Source organism: Roseibium album, assembly GCF_001404515.1.
GTDB lineage: Bacteria > Pseudomonadota > Alphaproteobacteria > Rhizobiales > Stappiaceae > Roseibium > Roseibium album.
In genome coordinates this window covers 1,050,161-1,066,205 of sequence record NZ_CXWE01000001.1, presented here as the reverse complement: position 1 = coordinate 1,066,205, position 16,045 = coordinate 1,050,161, and the positions used below count along the sequence as shown (strand labels likewise).

Here is a 16,045-nt window from a genome sequence, read left to right as displayed (position 1 = left end):
TTCTTACTCTTCCTTGAGCGTCATCAGATACGCCACCACATCTTCCACTTGCTGAGCAGACAAGATGCTCTTTCCAGCAAAGTCTTCGAGAGGACGCTCGTAACCGCTGTCGATGTAGAACGCCGGCATAATCGTGCCCTCAAAGACCATCTTGGAGTTCGTCACGATCGCACGCAGTTCGCCTGCGCTCCAGCGATCGGCAACACCATCAATCGGCGGGCCAACCTCTCCGTGAAAGATCTCTTCCGACAGGTCCGAGTTCACATGGCAGGCAAGGCAGTTGCCCTGCTTGCGGTTCGCAAAGACCTTTCTGCCTTCGACGGGGTCGCCGGGTTGCCCGGTCAGCGACGCTTCGATAACTCCGTCCGCCAAAGTGACGTTTGTCGGCGCCACTGTTTCCGCGAGTGCCGCAGATACTGTCATGGCCGCGATCGCAGCCAGTCCAATTGCGCGTTTCATGCCCCCTCCCTTGATACGATTCTTGTCGACCTTGGAAGGAAGCGTACATCACACATTCCTTTTAACGCAATAACAAATTCAATTAAATGAATTTTTGTATCTGTTCGCATCTGCAGCAATTTTCACAAGAAAGTGTCTCAATACGCCCAGATTCTCTCAATTTTTCTGACTTTCGAATTTTCGCGCATGATACTTCTGGAAAGGTTCATCGCTGCTGTAACCTTTCTCGACAACCCAATTCAGCATATTGAAGGTTGTCCACCGCCCGAATGCACCCGGCATGTTGGCAACTGCAACCTGGCTCGCCATGAGCCCTTCCGGCACCTCTTGTGGGAAAAAATAGATACTGGGCGTGAACAGTGCCCCCCAGCGTTTCACCATCTCCTTTTCAGGCAGCGCCGTGCCATCAAAATCGGTCACCTCGACATCACCAAACATGTTTATCTGAATGACGAAGTAGTTGTCCTCGATAAATTTCCTGATTTCAGGGACGACGAAAACCTCCTCATGCATCTTCCTGCAATAGATACATCCCCGCTGCTCGATGATCACCATCAGACGCTTGCCTTCAGAGTTTGCCTCTTCAAGATCCTCTGAAAGGTCCTTGAATGTATCGCGCATCCAGGAGGTCTTGTGGAGGCCGTCATCGCCTATATCGGCGGCGTGAACCTGGATGGAAAAAAGAAGAGCGGTGACAAAAGCGAACAGTCTTACCATGCGATTTCTCCCTGAATTATCCAATGGCGCCGAACCAAGGCACATTTTCCAGCATCCATTGAGCGATGATGTTGATTGAATTTGTGGCGATCAGAACCCCGAACAGGATCAGCAGCATGCCCATGAGCTTTTCGACTATGCCCAGGTACCTGCGAAACCTGGCCATCGCCGACATGAACGGTCCGATGAACAGGGCGGCTGCGACAAAGGGAAGTGTCATACCCAGGCCGTAAACAAGAAGCAGCCCGGCGCCTTGTCCGGCTGTTTCCTGCCCTGCGGCCGTAAACAGGATGGCGGCGAGCACAGGGCCGACACAAGGTGTCCAGCCGAATGCAAATGCCAATCCCACCACATAGGCGCCGAAAAGGCCGGTGTTCGAACGCTCACCGGTATCGGCCCTGAGTTGTCGGTAGAGAATGCCTATGCGGATGACACCTAGGAAGTGCAATCCCATCGCGATGATGATGGCTGCCGCGAACCAGCGAAGCACGTCGAAATAGTCACGTACCATCTGGCCAAATGTTGTGGCGGTCGCTCCCAGCCCGACAAAGACGGTGATGACCCCCAGGGCAAAGAAGCAGGCCGCCAGGAAAGCGCGGGCGCGCACCGCTCCCGTCACTTCGCCGCCGGCCCCGACCTGGTTCACTCCGACACCGGCGAGGTAGCTGAGATAGAACGGGACAATCGGCAGGATGCAGGGCGACAGGAACGACAAAAGTCCAGCTGCAAAAACTCCCAGAAAAGTTAGTTCGAACATGTATGATTCTGCTTCTCACCTTGATATATTCACAAATTAGATTATGATTAAGTTTATGAGTTCGTCAATCGGAGTCGCGTTTTGAAATTACTGAAGACGCTGATGGTATTGCTTCTGGCCCTGACACCGGTTGCGGCCGGTGCCGACACCTATCTGCTCATGGCCGAGGAAGAAGGCTGTTACTGGTGTGGCAAGTGGGACGAAGAAATCGCGCACATCTATCCAAAAACAGCCGAGGGCAAGACCGCGCCGCTGAGACGCTTCGAGCTGCACGGCAAGACACCGGATGTGGCGTTTGAAAAATCGATCCACTTCACACCCACGTTCATACTCGTGCAAAATGGTGTGGAAGTGGGACGAATCGAAGGCTATCCCGGCGAAGATTTCTTTTGGGGCTTGCTTGGTATTATGTTCGAACGTGCAAAAATCACCGTGGACCAGACAGGTTGAACAGACATGACAATTGATGCCACAACCAAAACCGATGGTCCGACCGAGGCGCCTTCGCGGCTGCCGGTTTTTGACGCAGACATGTGTGCTGAGGATATGGACCGGATGATGAAGAATGCTCAGCGTGCTTCCAATTTCCTGAAGGCGATCAGTCACGAAGGGCGCCTGATGATCCTTTGCCACCTCGCCTCGGGCGAGAAGTCCGTGGCGGAACTGGAAAATCTGCTCTCCGCAAGACAGGCTGCCGTTTCACAACAACTCACACGATTGCGTCTGGAAGGGCTCGTCACGCCGCGACGCGACGGCAAGGCGATTTACTACAGCCTGGCTGACGATCGCCCCAAGCAAATCATGGAAGTGGTCTATGACCTGTTCTGTCGAGAGGACTGACCGAACGCTGTTTTAGCGTCCGGTTCGGGGAGGAGCCGGATATGCTGGAACAGCTTGGAGAAGCGAACACCGCTACCCTCATAGGTCTCGGCGGTGGAGTTGTGCTTGGACTGGCGGCCCGCATCGGGCGGTTCTGCACATTGGGAGCCATCGAGGACTATCTTTACGGTGCAGACGACCGGCGGCTGCGCATGTGGGCTCTTGCGATCGGCGTCGCGATCATCGGTTGCCATCTCGCAATGTCAACAGACCTGCTGGATGGCGCCAGCACAGCCTATCTCGACAGGGTCTGGAATCCCGCTGGTTCGATTGTCGGCGGGCTGATGTTTGGCTACGGCATGGCGCTCAGCGGAAATTGCGGTTATGGCGCGCTCGCCCGCCTGGGCGGAGGAGACCTCAGATCCTTCCTTATTGTCATTGTCATGGGGCTCTCGGCCTATTTCGTGATGTCCGGCCCGCTTGCTCATGTCCGTGTCTGGCTGTTTCCGGTTGAAACCGGTGCGCAATCGCCTCAAGGGCTGAGCCAATACCTGGACGCCAGTCACGGTGTAGACCCCGCCGTGACAGGACTGGTTGTCGGTGGCCTGATTATCGTTGTCGCACTTTGCAACTCCACATTCCGCAAATCACCGGTGCACATCTTCTGGGGGAGCATCGTTGGGCTGGCCATCGTGTCAGGCTGGGTTGGAACGTACTGGGTTGCCATGACCGGGTTTGAAGCCGAACCAATCGAAACCCATTCCTTCGCAGCACCGATCGGCGACACGATTTACTACGGCATGACCGCTTCCGGGAACATGTTGTCATTCAGTGTCGGATCGGTCGTTGGCGTTGTCATCGGGGCGTGTCTCGGATCTTTCTCCAAGGGGCATTTCCGTTGGGAAGCGTGTGAAGACCCGCGCGAATTGCGTCGCCAGATTGTCGGTGCCGCCATCATGGGACCAGGCGCCATTCTGGCCGTCGGTTGCAGTGTCGGCCAAGGAATCTCCGCGTTTTCGGTTCTGGCCTATAGCGCGCCCGTGACGTTCCTCGCGATATTCGCAGGAGCCGCCCTGGGCCTGCGGCAACTCATCACCGGGTTTGTGCCGGCGGAGTAGTTTCTCCTGCCGTTTAGGTCATGCGATTGAGAGCGGACCTGTTACGGAGGACCCGTTACCTTGCGGGTGTAGGCCAACGCGAATCAATTGCCGAATGACCGCAGCTGCTTTCAATGACACACATTCATGTTTTTGATTTTTTCTATGTATCCTTGAGATCGGTCAATGCGGACCGCATCGGCACTGCCAAAATCAGATGAACCTGCTGCTGCAGACCGCTGCCAACCGCAATGCCGGGGTATCTCATGGACCTGACATACATTCTCGAAAGAATGTCGGAACCCACGGTGCTCGTGCTTGCAGGTCTGCTGGTCGGCATCCTGTTCGGCGCCCTCGCACAGCAAAGCCGTTTTTGCCTGCGTGCTGCGGCCCTGGAATTTTCCAGACGGAAACCCTCAGACCGACTTCCCATCTGGCTCCTTGCCTTTTCAAGCGCGCTGATAACCACTCAGCTTCTTTCTCATCTGGGTGGAATTGACGTCGGCGAGACCCGCCAACTTGCGTCTCCTCAGAGCTTGTCCGGCGCCCTGATCGGCGGCCTGATGTTCGGCACCGGCATGGTTCTGGCCCGCGGATGCGCCAGCCGTCTGCTGGTGCTGTCTGCGACCGGTAACCTGCGTGCCTTGTTGTCGGGATTGGTGTTCGCCGTGGTCGCCCAAGCCAGTTTGCGGGGCAGCCTCATGCCGTTTCGTGACTGGTTGTCCGGCTTGTGGACGACGGTCGATATCGGCGGGAACGATCTCGCGGCCCATCTTGGCATCAGCGCAATTACCGCCTACCTGTTTGGCGCATTGTGGTTCTTGGCCGGGCTGTTACTTGCCTGGCGAAACCGCAGCTCGATCTGGCAGACAACGGCCGCCGTCGGTGCAGGGCTCGCCGTTCCACTCGCGTTGTGGTTCACGACCAGCATGACACGCCAGGCTTTCGATCCGGTCCAGGTGGAGGGCCTCACGTTCACGGGGCCGTCGGCAGACATGCTGATGCTGTTCCTGTCCAGGCCAACCGGTGGGCTCGACTTCAATTCCGGCCTCGTCCCCGGCGTTTTTGCCGGCTCGTTCCTGGCAGCGCTTCTGGCCCGGGAGTTGCTGTTGCAGGGCTTTGAGAGCGGCCCTTCGATGGCTCGCTACCTGACCGGTGCGGCACTCATGGGATTTGGCGGCATGCTCGCAGGCGGATGCGCGGTTGGCGCCGGCATCACCGGAGCCTCGCTCTTCGCAGTAACGGCATGGCTTACCCTGTGCGGGATATGGCTCTCGGCGTCGATCACTGATCTGTTGCTGGACCGGAAACAGCGGCCCCACTCCCTGGATCCCGAAACTCAGCATTCAGCCGTCTAGCTCATGCGGCACGGCGCGGGATCGTTTCCATATCGCTGGCAAACCGCAGGGCGAGCAGTCCAATCCTGGCATACAGTTTTGTGATCGCGTTCAACCCGGGCGTTCTGTTGCGGCTTGCCTGGTTGAAAACATTGTAACCCGATCCCGCGCCCCGAGAGCCATAGTTCCAGTGTGCGGATAACGCGAAGGGCTGGACTTGTGATGTCCACACCGCAATACCCAAACCCTCACGATCGACGTCGTCCAGAACGTTCAAGCTTCTGAAGCTGCTCGGACCAGTTCACAGGGTTAAGACCAGCGCTGTCCACCAGGGCTTGTTTGGTTCATCCGATCTTGAGCGTGCACACCGTTCCGTCGTCCCAGCTTCGCAGCCTGACCGACGTTCGTGTCCAGACATGCTGTTTACAAACAACACGGTTAAACCAGCATTTTTCCGCAATTCCGGAAGTTGTCAGCCGCTGGCAGGCGTCCTCAACAGACAATCATCTGGGGAAACAGCCGACACATCGCAAAAGCGCGCATCCCTGCAGCAAAAACACTGTCTCTGCCCATACAGCAGGACGACGCGTGAAGGATTCTTCACCGTATCTGTGCCGACAATTTGACCGCCGCCCCCAGCCTCACCTGACCGACCCGACAATGCTCAAGACATCCATCGATTTGATCTGCATCCAAGGTCAGCGCGCATTCGATTTTACAAAGGTTGTTTTATCCCTTGGCATCGCATTGTGCCTTCTTGTCCCCTCTGTCGAGGCAGAGCCAAACCCATCCTGGCACCGGGTTCTGGAGGGATTCGTAGACGGGCTGGTAACGACCGGTCTGGATCAGGATGCCGTGGCCGGCGCTGTTGTGGTCATTGTATCCGGCAACGACGTTATCCTTTCAAAAGGCTACAGGTTGGCGGACGCGAGAACCGGGAGGTTGATGACACCCGAAGATGACATCGTACCGCTGGCATCCGTAACGAAGGTGTTCACCGCGCTTGCAGTCCTTCAGCTCGCAAGGGACGGTCGGCTCGCGCTCGACGATCCGATTGCAAAGCATCTGCCGGACTTGAAGTTGCACCAACCGTTCGGGGACATTCGCATAATCCATCTGTTGAGCCACACGGCCGGACTGGAAGATCGCTATCGTGGCTATTTTGCAGATCATGGCAATGGCGCAGATGCGTCCAGGCTCGACCATATTTCGGCGGTGTTACCCGCACAGGTTCGCCCACCGGAAGATGTGATTTCCTATTCGAACGCAAGCTATGTTCTGCTTGGCGAGATCGTGGCGCGGGTTTCGGGTCAACCGTTCGAGACCTATCTTGCAGAGGCGATCCTGGCCCCGATGGGGGTTGATGACCCTCATTTCATGCATGACCAACGTAGTTCAGGCAGCATCAGCCCGTTTCATGTCTGGCAAGTCGGTCGCCATAAGGCCATCGAACCGGAACCGTTCCCGGCCATCCACACGCCGTCCGGTGGGCTTGCTCTGACCGGGCGCGACATGGTGCGCGTCATGCAGTTGCTGCTGCGTACCGGTTCTGCACACACAGGGGCTGCGCCGACTGCCAGCTTGGTTGCGGACATGAAACGATCCGCCTGGCCCGGCCGGCCGGCATTTGCGGGGCGCACTCTCGGGTACTGGACGGAAATCTGGGCTGGGCAACAGGTCTATCATCACGGCGGCACCCATTTCGGCTTTCATACCAACATGACGCTTGTTCCTGCGCTTGACATCGGGATCTTTGTCGCAGCCAACGGCCCGAGCGGCAGTTCGTTGATGGCGCTACCGCGCCGCCTCCTTCGCGAGATTGTCGCACCGCACGCAAGACCTGTCGCCAGTCGCGTCGTTTGCGATGCGGTCTGCCTTCGCGTTCACGAGGGCCGCTATATCACCACTCGGCGAAACGAGACAGGTCTGGACCGCATCCTGGTACCTTATCAAACGGCGTTCACTGTCAGGGCCATGGAGAACAACGCACTCATGGTTTCCGGGCTTGGCCACTCGCGCCGGTTCGAGGCCATTGGCAAGGATGTCTTTGAAAGCCCGGAAGGCGACACTCGCCTGGGGTTCCGTCGTAACGAAGTTGGCCACATCGTTGGAGCCTATCTCAACGGCGGAATACACAGTTTTGACACGCTGGATTTCTGGCACACAGCAACCTCATTGGAGTCAGCTTCCTGGGCAGCTGTCATTGGTTCGCTGCTTTGTCTGGCAGGTGCGGTTTCGAGTTGGCGGACACGGCGATGCATTTTGAGCCTGCCTCTGTGTCAGGCAGTTTTGTGGATCAGTATCATCCTTGGATTTATGGAGATCCTGGATCAGATCACGCACGGGGATGAGCTTTCCAGGCTTGCTTCGCCAAGTGCCGGGCTATGGGCCATGACAATCCTTTATGGCATTGGCGTTGCATCGGTGCTGCTGATCACCTTCTGGCTCCTGTTCACGCCCAGCAAGAAACGCATCGTAAAAACGGAGCGGCTTGCTGTGCTTTCTGCATTGCCGTTTTTTGTCTGGTCCTTGTTTGCAGCCTGGAAGTGGAACCTGCCGACAGCGTCCCTGACCTGGTGATCCCGCCTCGATCAGCGCTGCAGTTTGGGCATTGCACAAAGACAGGTTGCCGTCGACCGGATGCTCCCTCAAATTGTCCTTCCCGTCCGGCACGGACATGACCCCGCGCGATCGCCGTTGAGCTGGATCGGTCTTGAGGATAGTCATTGTGCGGAACGCGCTACACCATCCGCAGGCGGACCCTGGAGATGACCTTCGACACCAACGTCCTACTGGCCGCAACGGTATCGGCCACGTTGACCGTTGCCGCCTTGGCTGCCTTGATCAACTGGTCGCAAAGACGGGTAAACCCGTCACGTATGACCTTGGCTGCATTCTTTGCAGTCTTTGCAATAAGCGAGGTCGATTCCATTGTTGCCGTACTGATCCAGACCTCACCCAAAGCCGTCCGGAACGGATCAGAGTTCGTGGGCTTCGCGGCAAATTTCTGGCTTGGGCCGATTTTTTTTATCTACGTAAGAGAAATCGCGGGCAGGCGCTGCAACTCCGGTGATCGGCGCTCAATGGCCCGTCATTTTTTACTGCCTGTTTCGGCTACAGTCTTTGCGATAGGCACCTTTCTTTTGTTGGATGTCATGCGTGACACCCGGCACCCAGTCAGCTCGTCAGAGTTCGAGGCGCTCGTCCTGAGTTTTTTGCACTATGGGTTCATGTTTCTGACCGTCGCACTTGCAGTGCAATGGGCTGTATATGTTGCCTGGGTTTTGGTCACGCAGGCGCAGCATCTCGAGCGCTTGAAACAGTATTATGCCAGCACCGAAGGCATGGAATTGCGATGGGTATCCGTCCTGGCATGTGCTTTGGGCATCTATGTTCTGCAGCACCTGATTGGGCAGATCATGGTCCTGCAGGGCAGGCAGGATTTCGTCGGCCCATTGTTCGACGGATTTCTGGTCCTGGTGGTAATTTTTGCGCTTGCACTTTGGAGTTTGCGACCCTCTCCCGACCTGGACAACGCAACCGGGATACTGGCTGAAATCGAAACCCCAAAAGACAAGAAGTATGAAAAAAGCGCACTGGATTCTTCCCAGTCCGAGCGCATTGCCCGAAAACTCGTGCGCGCAATGGAAGAAGACTGCCTGTATCGGGACCCGAATCTGACGCTGAGCATGCTGGCGCAGCATGTAGGTGTTTCACTCAATTATGTCTCACAAACCTTGAACCAGAATCTTGGTCAGTCATTCTTCGAATTCGTGAACAGTTGGCGCATCAGGGAGGCGATGCCGCTGGTTGAAAAGGGCGAGGCAACTGTCCTGGCCATCGCCTACGAGGTGGGCTTCAATTCCAGGTCGTCATTCTATTCAGCATTCAAACGCGAAACCGGTCAAACGCCGACTTCCTACAAGTCAGGCAGTGCCAGACCATAGGCAATCAAGATATCAATTCCCTTCATCTGAAATCGGCATGATGCCCGAGCGGGGTTTTAACCCATGATTTCTCGCGTTCACACAACATCTCCAAAAGAAAATGTGCTGCCCTGCCGTCTCGGACAATGATTGTGTTCCGAGCCTGTAGGGCTGGACGATTCCGGAGGCGAATGGGATTAGCGAGTTTGGCAACCATGTTACCCGGGCTGGTGCAGTGTAAGGGAAACTCTCATGCCTGACCCAAATTCGTTTTTTGCCCCGGCCTGATCGCCAATCTTGAGATTTGAAAACATGCGTCACGAAAACGCCAACCACTTCTGGTTGATTCGACAAAAGACATGCAAGCAGATTTCGGCTTGTCGGGAACTACGTCTCTCTCTCTGGAACCACGGATACGCCTAAAATGCATCTGGTGAAGTTTCTTGCGTTCGTTTTGCTGATTTGCACCATGGCGCAACCCGTTCGGTCCGAAGATCCCATGACGTTCTGGGACACCCCGCGCAAGGGCGGAAATGCATTCAACACAGCCCCTCAGGGGGAAGAATACTATACTGCCCTCGCAGGCACCGGCGCGACATGGGTGAGGCTCATGTTGGGAAAATGGCAGAGCACCGGGCGCGATTTCCTGCTGGGAAATGCAGACGCTTATGAGGGTCTGGTCGATACAGACCTGTCGGCATTGATGGCCGAACTAGACACCGCTCACGCCGCAGGCCTTCGTGTCGTCCTTGCTCCAGTCACCCTTCCCGGCACAAGGTGGGCGCAGCACAACGAAGGAGTTTACGACGACCGTTTGTGGTCCAGTGCCGCATTTCAATCACAAGCCGTAAATTTCTGGGTGGATCTCGCTACCGAATTGAAACAGCATCCTGCAATCGTGGCATATGACATCCTGAACGAGCCAGCTCCCGAACGTCTGGCGGGCCCCGGCGAAAACAGCCCCTTGGAAACACTTAAGGAGTGGCAACAGGATCAGGAGGGCGGAACGCGAGACCTGCGTGCATTTTACACCAAAGTAATTGCAGGCATTCGCGCAGTCGACGACAAGATGCCCATCATGGTCGGCGGCGGGTGGTTTGCCAATCCGCGTTCGCTTGCAGCGTGGCCTGCTCCATTGTCGGACAACCGGGTCATTTACGCATTTCACATGTATGAACCCTACGCGGCGACCAGTGCCGGCAACATGCGACGAGACAAACCGCTTCGGTATCCGGGCGTGAAAACCTTCTATGACGGGCAAGATCTTGCCTGGGACAGGCAAGCCGTCAAATCCCATGTCGACTTGGCATACAGCTGGGCCGCGCACCACCGCGTTCCGTTAAAACGGGTCGTTGCTTCCGAGTTCGGCTGCATGCGGCGCTGGAAGGATTGCGGATCCTATCTGACCGATGTTCTGGATGCCGTGGAGGACAGAAACGGACACTGGGCATTCTACGCGTTTCGCGAAGATGAATGGGACGGGATGGATTACGAATTACCCGCCAGCTTGAAACCAGGGCGCTTTTACTATCTCAAGCAGGAAGGCAAAGCTGAACTCATTCCCAGGAATGGGGAACTCATGGAACTTTTGCAGAAACGGATGAAGGCACAATAGCGGTGCTGGGATCAACACATTCTGCCAGCCTTCCAATGCCACGCGCAGCACAGAATGCCGTGCTTTCGCGCTGAACCCAATCAGAACCATCAAGTGACGTGAGACAATGCCCAGCTTCCAGCCCAAGAGCGAGTTCTCATCGCAGCTCAATGCTCGTGCGAGCAGATACCTTTCCCGCAGCAAAACAGGCCGGTTTGCCGGCGTTGGCCAATGGTTCAGATCCGGCCTTTTCTTTCTGTTTTGTGCTGCTGTCTACAGCTTGCTTTATGCTGATCTGAACCCTTGGATCCTTATGATTTCGGCCGCTGTCTTGGGCGCGGGCATCTACACTCTTGTCGCGACGGTTTGTCATGATGCAGCGCATGGCTCATTTGCAGCCTCCAGATGGGTGAACGGGATTTGTGTTTTCGCCGGATTTTCACTCATAGGGGTTTCAGGAAAACTCTGGGCCGAACGGCATCTGAGGCTGCATCATATGTATCCCAATATTGCTGGAACCGACATTGATGCGGACGGATCCAGCCTGCTAAGACTGTCGCCATCCAAGCCTTGGCGGCCATGGCACAGATTTCAATGCTGGTATGCCGTTTTCCTGTATGCACTTGTGTTGCCCCATCTGGCCTTTGCCGAAGATTTTGAACATCTTCGCAAGGCAAGACGGAATTGGCCGAACAAATTTTCGGGCGTCTGGCCACTTGCCGAATTCGCGACATCCAAGATGATCCACATTTGCCTTTTCCTGACAATGCCGTTTTTCATGTCGGAACACGGGTATTTTTTGCTGGCGGGCTACTACTTCGTATTCGTCTCTTCAGCATCCTTGTTGTTTGTCGCGATCAATGTCGGCAGTCACATCAGCGACAAAGCCGAGTTTTTTGATCCTGACGGAGACGGGAAGCTTCCGCTGGATTGGGCCCACCATCAAATACGTACTTCGGTCGACTGGGCGCCAACTTCGAGATTGGCAATTGCGTTGACAGGCGGAGCAAATGCCCACTGTGCGCATCATCTCTTTCCGCGGTTCGCGCATACGCACAACAGGGCACTTAGCCGGATGGTTATAAAGACCGCGAATGAGTTCGGAGTTTCACTCAACATCCTGGCCCCCTGGAAGGTTGTACAGGCGCATATGTCCCACCTCTACAAGATGTCCCGACCGCCGCAGATCGTTGATGGCAGGAATGTCGTGGGGTAGTAAAACGGATGGCCTGTTCCAGGATCATGATCGTCGGCGGTCCCGGGTCAGGCAAGACTTGGCTCGCCCGGCAACTTGGTCTCCAGTACGATCTGCCCGTTCATGCGGTTGACGATGAAGTTTGGGATGGGAATGGTCACTTGCGGGCGCCAGATGACATTGACAGGCGCGTGCGCCAACTGACAGCCCAAGACAAGTGGATCATAGAGGGTGGCAACGGCCGAACGTATAGCGATCGAGTTGAACGAGCCGACGCAATCATTCGACTAGCTCCCCCGATATGGCAACGGCTACACCGTGTTCTCCGCCGCGACAGTTTGCAGATCGAGCTGCTTCGTTGGACACTCAGGTACGACAGAGTGTTTGGCGCAAGGGACTGTCGAGCCCTTCAGGATGGGAGTGAAACGGCAATCTGCATCGATATCCGCTCGAACAAGGATATGCAGCGCTTGATGCTCGCCGGAATTGCGAAATCCTGAACCAACCAACCTCGTCTATCTCATCAAACCCGGACAACACGTGTTTCCGGACTTTTACACCATGTCGCGATCTGCTGCCTCCCGGTGACGCTCGTTCTGCTGTCTCATGCTTCACTCTTGCCGACGTGAAGATGAGCCAAAATCTCTTCCTCAGGCAATCATGCCACCTGGACACATAGGCGCTGACGGGGAACTCATCGGGTGAAAATTCAGAGAGCTGTTTGACTTCGCACCTTTTCCAGTACTGCGCGGACAGTCACAGAAGTGGGACGACCGGACGTTGGTTCCAAAAGACTTTCTGGCCAATCTGCTTTCAGGTAGTGCGCCCCCTCCTCCGGGTGGTTCATGAGCACGCATTTTGCTTTCTATTTGCAACTTGAATACGATCCTTCATCTTAAGTCACACCGAGCTTCCTGTTGGCGGAAGTGAACAATGTACCCCGAGGCTTCATGGTAAAGTCCGAACGCGAGAAAATGGCTGCAGGCGAATGGTACTCATGCCTGGATCCCGAGCTGGACGCTCTGAGAAAAGTCGCGCAATCCGCGGTTCACGAGCATAACCTCATGCACCCGGGAGCTCGGGATGGTATGGGTCCGTCCTTGCGGGAGTTGCTAAACGCTCCGACGGCCATTATCGAAGCACCCTTTTATTGCCCCTACGGTTTCAACATAGCGCTGGGTGACGACACTTTCCTGAACGCGGGTTGCACTATTTTGGACAGCGCCCCCGTTACGATCGGCGATCAGTGTCAGCTTGGGCCGAATGTCCAGATCTATTGCGCCGAACATCATCAGGACCCAGACAAGCGTACCGCCGGCCTGGAAATCGCCCTTCCTGTAACAATTGGCAATCAGGTCTGGATCGGTGGCGCTGCCGTGATCCTGCCGGGCGTCACCATTGGCGACCGTGCCATTGTCGGGGCGGGTAGCGTGGTGACCAAGAACGTCGCTGCAAACACAATAGTGGCGGGAAATCCGGCCAAGCCGATTCATCGTTCCAGGACGACCAAGTCATGACTTCTCCTGCCTGGTGTCGCCTGACGTCCAAGGACTTCGCGGCGCAAAGATTTGCCTGTTGCTGAGATCTGCCAGGATCAGCGAGGAGACTTATTTCAACTGACGCAGGAAATATGCAGATCTGAAGCCGTCTGAGTTGAAGCGGCTGCGAGAGCTTGAGCAGGAAAGCGCCCGGCTGACGAAGATCGTCACTGACTTGTCTTTCGACAAGGAAATGCTCCGGGACATTGTCAAACGAAAGCTCTGATGCCTGTGCCCGGCAAAAACGCTGTTCAACGAGATGCGATCAGGCTGGCGGTATCCATTCACGGTTCGTACGAGGTGATCTGGCTTGATCCGGGTTGATCAGGGCTAGGAACTCATCTCATGCGCTCTGGATCTGTGAGCTTGCAAGCGCGGCGTTCCGCCGGAGGTCTCCCCGCCTGGCAAACACACCGACAATGCGTTCATTGAGGCTTTCAACGGAAGGTTCAAAGCAGAGTGTTTGAACGCGCATTGGTTCCTGAGCCTTGCGAACGAACCTGAAAAGATGGAGAAATGGCGAAGACACTACAATGAGGATCGACCTCATTCTGCGATCGGATACAACGTCCCGATCGCACGGCATGATCCCGGTGGCGACCGCGGCCCGTCACCGTGAAAGAAGTGCTCTAACCCTCTCCGGGAGTACGTTGGGTAGCGCTCCACAAGAGCTTGAGGCAAAATATCTTGAACGAACGGCAAGGCCGAGAACACCCTAGTCGCTTGATGGCCTGAATGATGATCTGAAGGGCAACCTTGAGAATTTGCCCCAAAATACAAGTACGTAATAAGAAATATGGCGGAGAGGAAGGGATTCGAACCCTCGAGACGGTTGCCCGTCTACTCCCTTAGCAGGGGAGCGCCTTCGACCACTCGGCCACCTCTCCGGCAAATCCCGTTTAGTGCCCGAAGCCTTGGGAAGCAAGCCCTTTTTCGCCCTCAATGAACTTTTCCACCTCAGGTGCTCCAGCAGTTTCGCGCAAGAACATGCCGCGAACGAAGCGAGACTTGCAAAGGTCTGCGCACAAATCCGCGACAGGGTTGTCCGATCGTTGATCTCGTTGAGAGGTTCACCAGTTGCGGGCGTTGCGCCGAAAGACAGAATTGCAGCCGCCAGGATGGAAGCCGGATGTGTCCTCATTCGTTTCCCCGGCGATCTCAGGCCACATACGGGCACGCGCGCGGGGGGCATCGGCAGGTTGTTCCTGATACTCAGCATGCCCCCTCGCTTCCGTTAACTCCCACTTCTTCCGTCTCCGGTGAACGGCGTGCGCAATGACATCGGCCTGCCGACGTCTTCCAAATGAGAGTGCTTCAAAACCGACTACTCGAACAACGAAGGCAGGAACATGGAGATTGCGGGAACGTAGGTCACCAGCATGAGTGCTACGAAAAGCGCCAGGTAAAACGGCCAGATCGACTTCAGGGCTTCCTCGATTTTTATCTTGCCGACCGCGCATCCGACAAAAAGACAAGTGCCTACCGGAGGTGTGCAAAGTCCAAGGCCGAGATTGACCAGGAGCATGATGCCGAATTGGACCGGGTCCATGCCGAGGTCGCGCGCGATCGGCAGGAAAATAGGCGTGCAGATCAATATCAGGGCGGCCATGTCCATGATCATGCCGAGCATGAGAAGCATGATATTGATCATGAGCAGAATGACGATCTTGTGCTCGGAAATGCCAAGCAGAAACTCGCTCAGCTTTGACGGGACCTGGTATAGGGCCAGCAGATAGGCGAACGAACTTGCAAATCCGATGAGGATCATCACCATGGCGGTCGTGCGCAGCGCCGAGGTCACCGAGATCACAAACTCGTTCCAGCCAAGTGTCCGATAGGCAACCGCGGTCAGGACAAGCGCGTAAATTGCCCCGAACGCACCGGATTCCGTAACCGTGAAGACGCCGGAGAGCACACCACCGACAATGATGACCGCAGTTATGAGACCTGGTATGGCGCTGACTGCAGTCTGCAGGACAACCTGCCACCCTGGAAAAGGTTCTGACCCGTAATTGTGCTTCAGGGCAACCACATAAGCGGCAACCGCAAGGCAGAGACACATCACCATGCCCGGGATGACGCCGGCCAGAAACAGTTTCGAGATTGAAATTCCACCACCGGCAGCGACAACGAAGATGATCATGTTGTGGCTCGGCGGGATCACAATGCCGGCTATTGACGAGGTTACGGTCACGTTGACCGCATAGTCAGGGCGGTAGCCCTTTTCCTTCATCACCGGGATCAGCAATGACCCGAGCGCAGAAATGTCGGCAATCGCTGAGCCGGATATCCCCCCGAACAGCATGCTGGAAAAGATATTGACCGACGCGAGGCCACCGCGGACATGGCCAACCAGTGCGGAGGCAAACCGGACAAGCCTTACAGCGATGCCACCGTGCAGCATCAGCTCTCCGGCAAAGACAAAGAACGGTATCGCGAGCAGGGAAAACGTCGAGATGCCCGAGATCGCGCGCTGAAACGTCATCAGCAACGGGAACCCTTCATACCAGAACGCGGCAGCGGCCGAGATCCCCATCGCAAATGCGACTGGAACCCCGAGTATGACACTCACCCCGAAGACTCCCAGCAGAATCGCGAGACCCATT

The 16,045-nt window shown here is 55.9% G+C and carries 14 protein-coding genes, 1 tRNA gene and 2 pseudogenes; 11 read left to right on the top strand and 6 right to left on the bottom strand.

Annotated elements, in window-relative coordinates:
- Window positions 1-3 precede the first annotated feature (3 nt).
- The 3 genes from soxX to LA5095_RS04695 form a co-directional block, all read right to left on the bottom strand.
- Entirely contained in the window at window positions 4-459 is a 456-nt protein-coding gene (gene soxX / locus LA5095_RS04705) for a sulfur oxidation c-type cytochrome SoxX (protein ID WP_055112328.1), read from the bottom strand.
- Window positions 460-615: 156 nt separating this feature from the next.
- Window positions 616-1,176 (bottom strand): thioredoxin family protein, encoded by a 561-nt coding sequence (locus LA5095_RS04700; RefSeq protein WP_055112326.1) that lies wholly within the window; start codon window positions 1,174-1,176, stop codon window positions 616-618.
- A 16-nt stretch (window positions 1,177-1,192) separates the two neighbouring features.
- Window positions 1,193-1,933, bottom strand: a complete 741-nt coding sequence (locus LA5095_RS04695; RefSeq protein ID WP_055112324.1) for a cytochrome c biogenesis CcdA family protein — start codon at window positions 1,931-1,933, stop codon at window positions 1,193-1,195.
- Between the two features lie 81 nt (window positions 1,934-2,014).
- Here LA5095_RS04695 and LA5095_RS04690 point away from each other — a divergent pair, with 81 nt between their 5' ends.
- The 4 genes from LA5095_RS04690 (at window position 2,015) to LA5095_RS04675 (ending at window position 5,207) form a co-directional block, all read left to right on the top strand.
- Window positions 2,015-2,383 carry a hypothetical protein gene (locus LA5095_RS04690; protein ID WP_235808846.1) on the top strand — a complete coding sequence of 123 codons (369 nt, stop codon included), beginning with the start codon at window positions 2,015-2,017 and terminating at the stop codon, window positions 2,381-2,383.
- An 81-nt stretch (window positions 2,384-2,464) separates the two neighbouring features.
- On the top strand, window positions 2,465-2,773 hold the full coding sequence (locus LA5095_RS04685) for an ArsR/SmtB family transcription factor (RefSeq protein WP_082442808.1): 309 nt from the start codon (window positions 2,465-2,467) through the stop codon (window positions 2,771-2,773).
- Between the two features lie 41 nt (window positions 2,774-2,814).
- Window positions 2,815-3,870 carry a YeeE/YedE family protein gene (locus LA5095_RS04680; RefSeq protein ID WP_055112318.1) on the top strand — a complete coding sequence of 352 codons (1,056 nt, stop codon included), beginning with the start codon at window positions 2,815-2,817 and terminating at the stop codon, window positions 3,868-3,870.
- A gap of 245 nt (window positions 3,871-4,115) precedes the next feature.
- Window positions 4,116-5,207, top strand: a complete 1,092-nt coding sequence (locus LA5095_RS04675) for a YeeE/YedE family protein (protein ID WP_055112316.1) — start codon at window positions 4,116-4,118, stop codon at window positions 5,205-5,207.
- A 59-nt stretch (window positions 5,208-5,266) separates the two neighbouring features.
- Here LA5095_RS04675 and LA5095_RS04670 read toward each other — a convergent pair.
- Window positions 5,267-5,472 (bottom strand): annotated as a pseudogene (locus LA5095_RS04670) (integrase core domain-containing protein); the annotation flags it as partial.
- Window positions 5,473-5,774: 302 nt separating this feature from the next.
- Between LA5095_RS04670 and LA5095_RS04665 the strand changes: the two are divergent.
- The 7 genes and pseudogenes from LA5095_RS04665 to LA5095_RS32305 all read left to right on the top strand — a co-directional run.
- Window positions 5,775-7,766: a serine hydrolase domain-containing protein gene (locus LA5095_RS04665; protein WP_144436067.1), complete on the top strand. Its 1,992-nt coding sequence runs from the start codon at window positions 5,775-5,777 to the stop codon at window positions 7,764-7,766.
- 188 nt (window positions 7,767-7,954) lie between these two features.
- Window positions 7,955-9,133: a helix-turn-helix domain-containing protein gene (locus tag LA5095_RS04660; RefSeq protein ID WP_144436068.1), complete on the top strand. Its 1,179-nt coding sequence runs from the start codon at window positions 7,955-7,957 to the stop codon at window positions 9,131-9,133.
- 403 nt (window positions 9,134-9,536) lie between these two features.
- Entirely contained in the window at window positions 9,537-10,727 is a 1,191-nt protein-coding gene (locus LA5095_RS04655) for a glycoside hydrolase family 5 protein (protein ID WP_199485812.1), read from the top strand.
- A 292-nt stretch (window positions 10,728-11,019) separates the two neighbouring features.
- The gene (locus LA5095_RS04650; protein WP_158510340.1) at window positions 11,020-11,922 is read left to right on the top strand and encodes a fatty acid desaturase family protein; all 903 of its coding nucleotides are present in this window, start codon (window positions 11,020-11,022) and stop codon (window positions 11,920-11,922) included.
- A gap of 8 nt (window positions 11,923-11,930) precedes the next feature.
- A complete protein-coding gene (locus LA5095_RS04645) occupies window positions 11,931-12,401 on the top strand; it encodes a P-loop NTPase family protein (RefSeq protein WP_055112307.1) in 471 nt (156 codons plus the stop codon).
- 450 nt (window positions 12,402-12,851) lie between these two features.
- Window positions 12,852-13,418, top strand: a complete 567-nt coding sequence (locus LA5095_RS04640) for a sugar O-acetyltransferase (protein WP_055112305.1) — start codon at window positions 12,852-12,854, stop codon at window positions 13,416-13,418.
- Between the two features lie 334 nt (window positions 13,419-13,752).
- Window positions 13,753-14,058 (top strand): annotated as a pseudogene (locus LA5095_RS32305) (integrase core domain-containing protein); the annotation flags it as partial.
- A gap of 178 nt (window positions 14,059-14,236) precedes the next feature.
- On the opposite strand, the gene LA5095_RS04625 reads toward LA5095_RS32305, so the two are convergent.
- Window positions 14,237-14,326: transfer RNA gene (locus LA5095_RS04625), tRNA-Ser, on the bottom strand.
- Window positions 14,327-14,763: 437 nt separating this feature from the next.
- Complete coding sequence (locus LA5095_RS04620) at window positions 14,764-16,044, bottom strand: TRAP transporter large permease (protein WP_055112301.1); 1,281 nt, start codon at window positions 16,042-16,044, stop codon at window positions 14,764-14,766.
- Between the last annotated feature and the right edge of the window lies 1 nt (window position 16,045).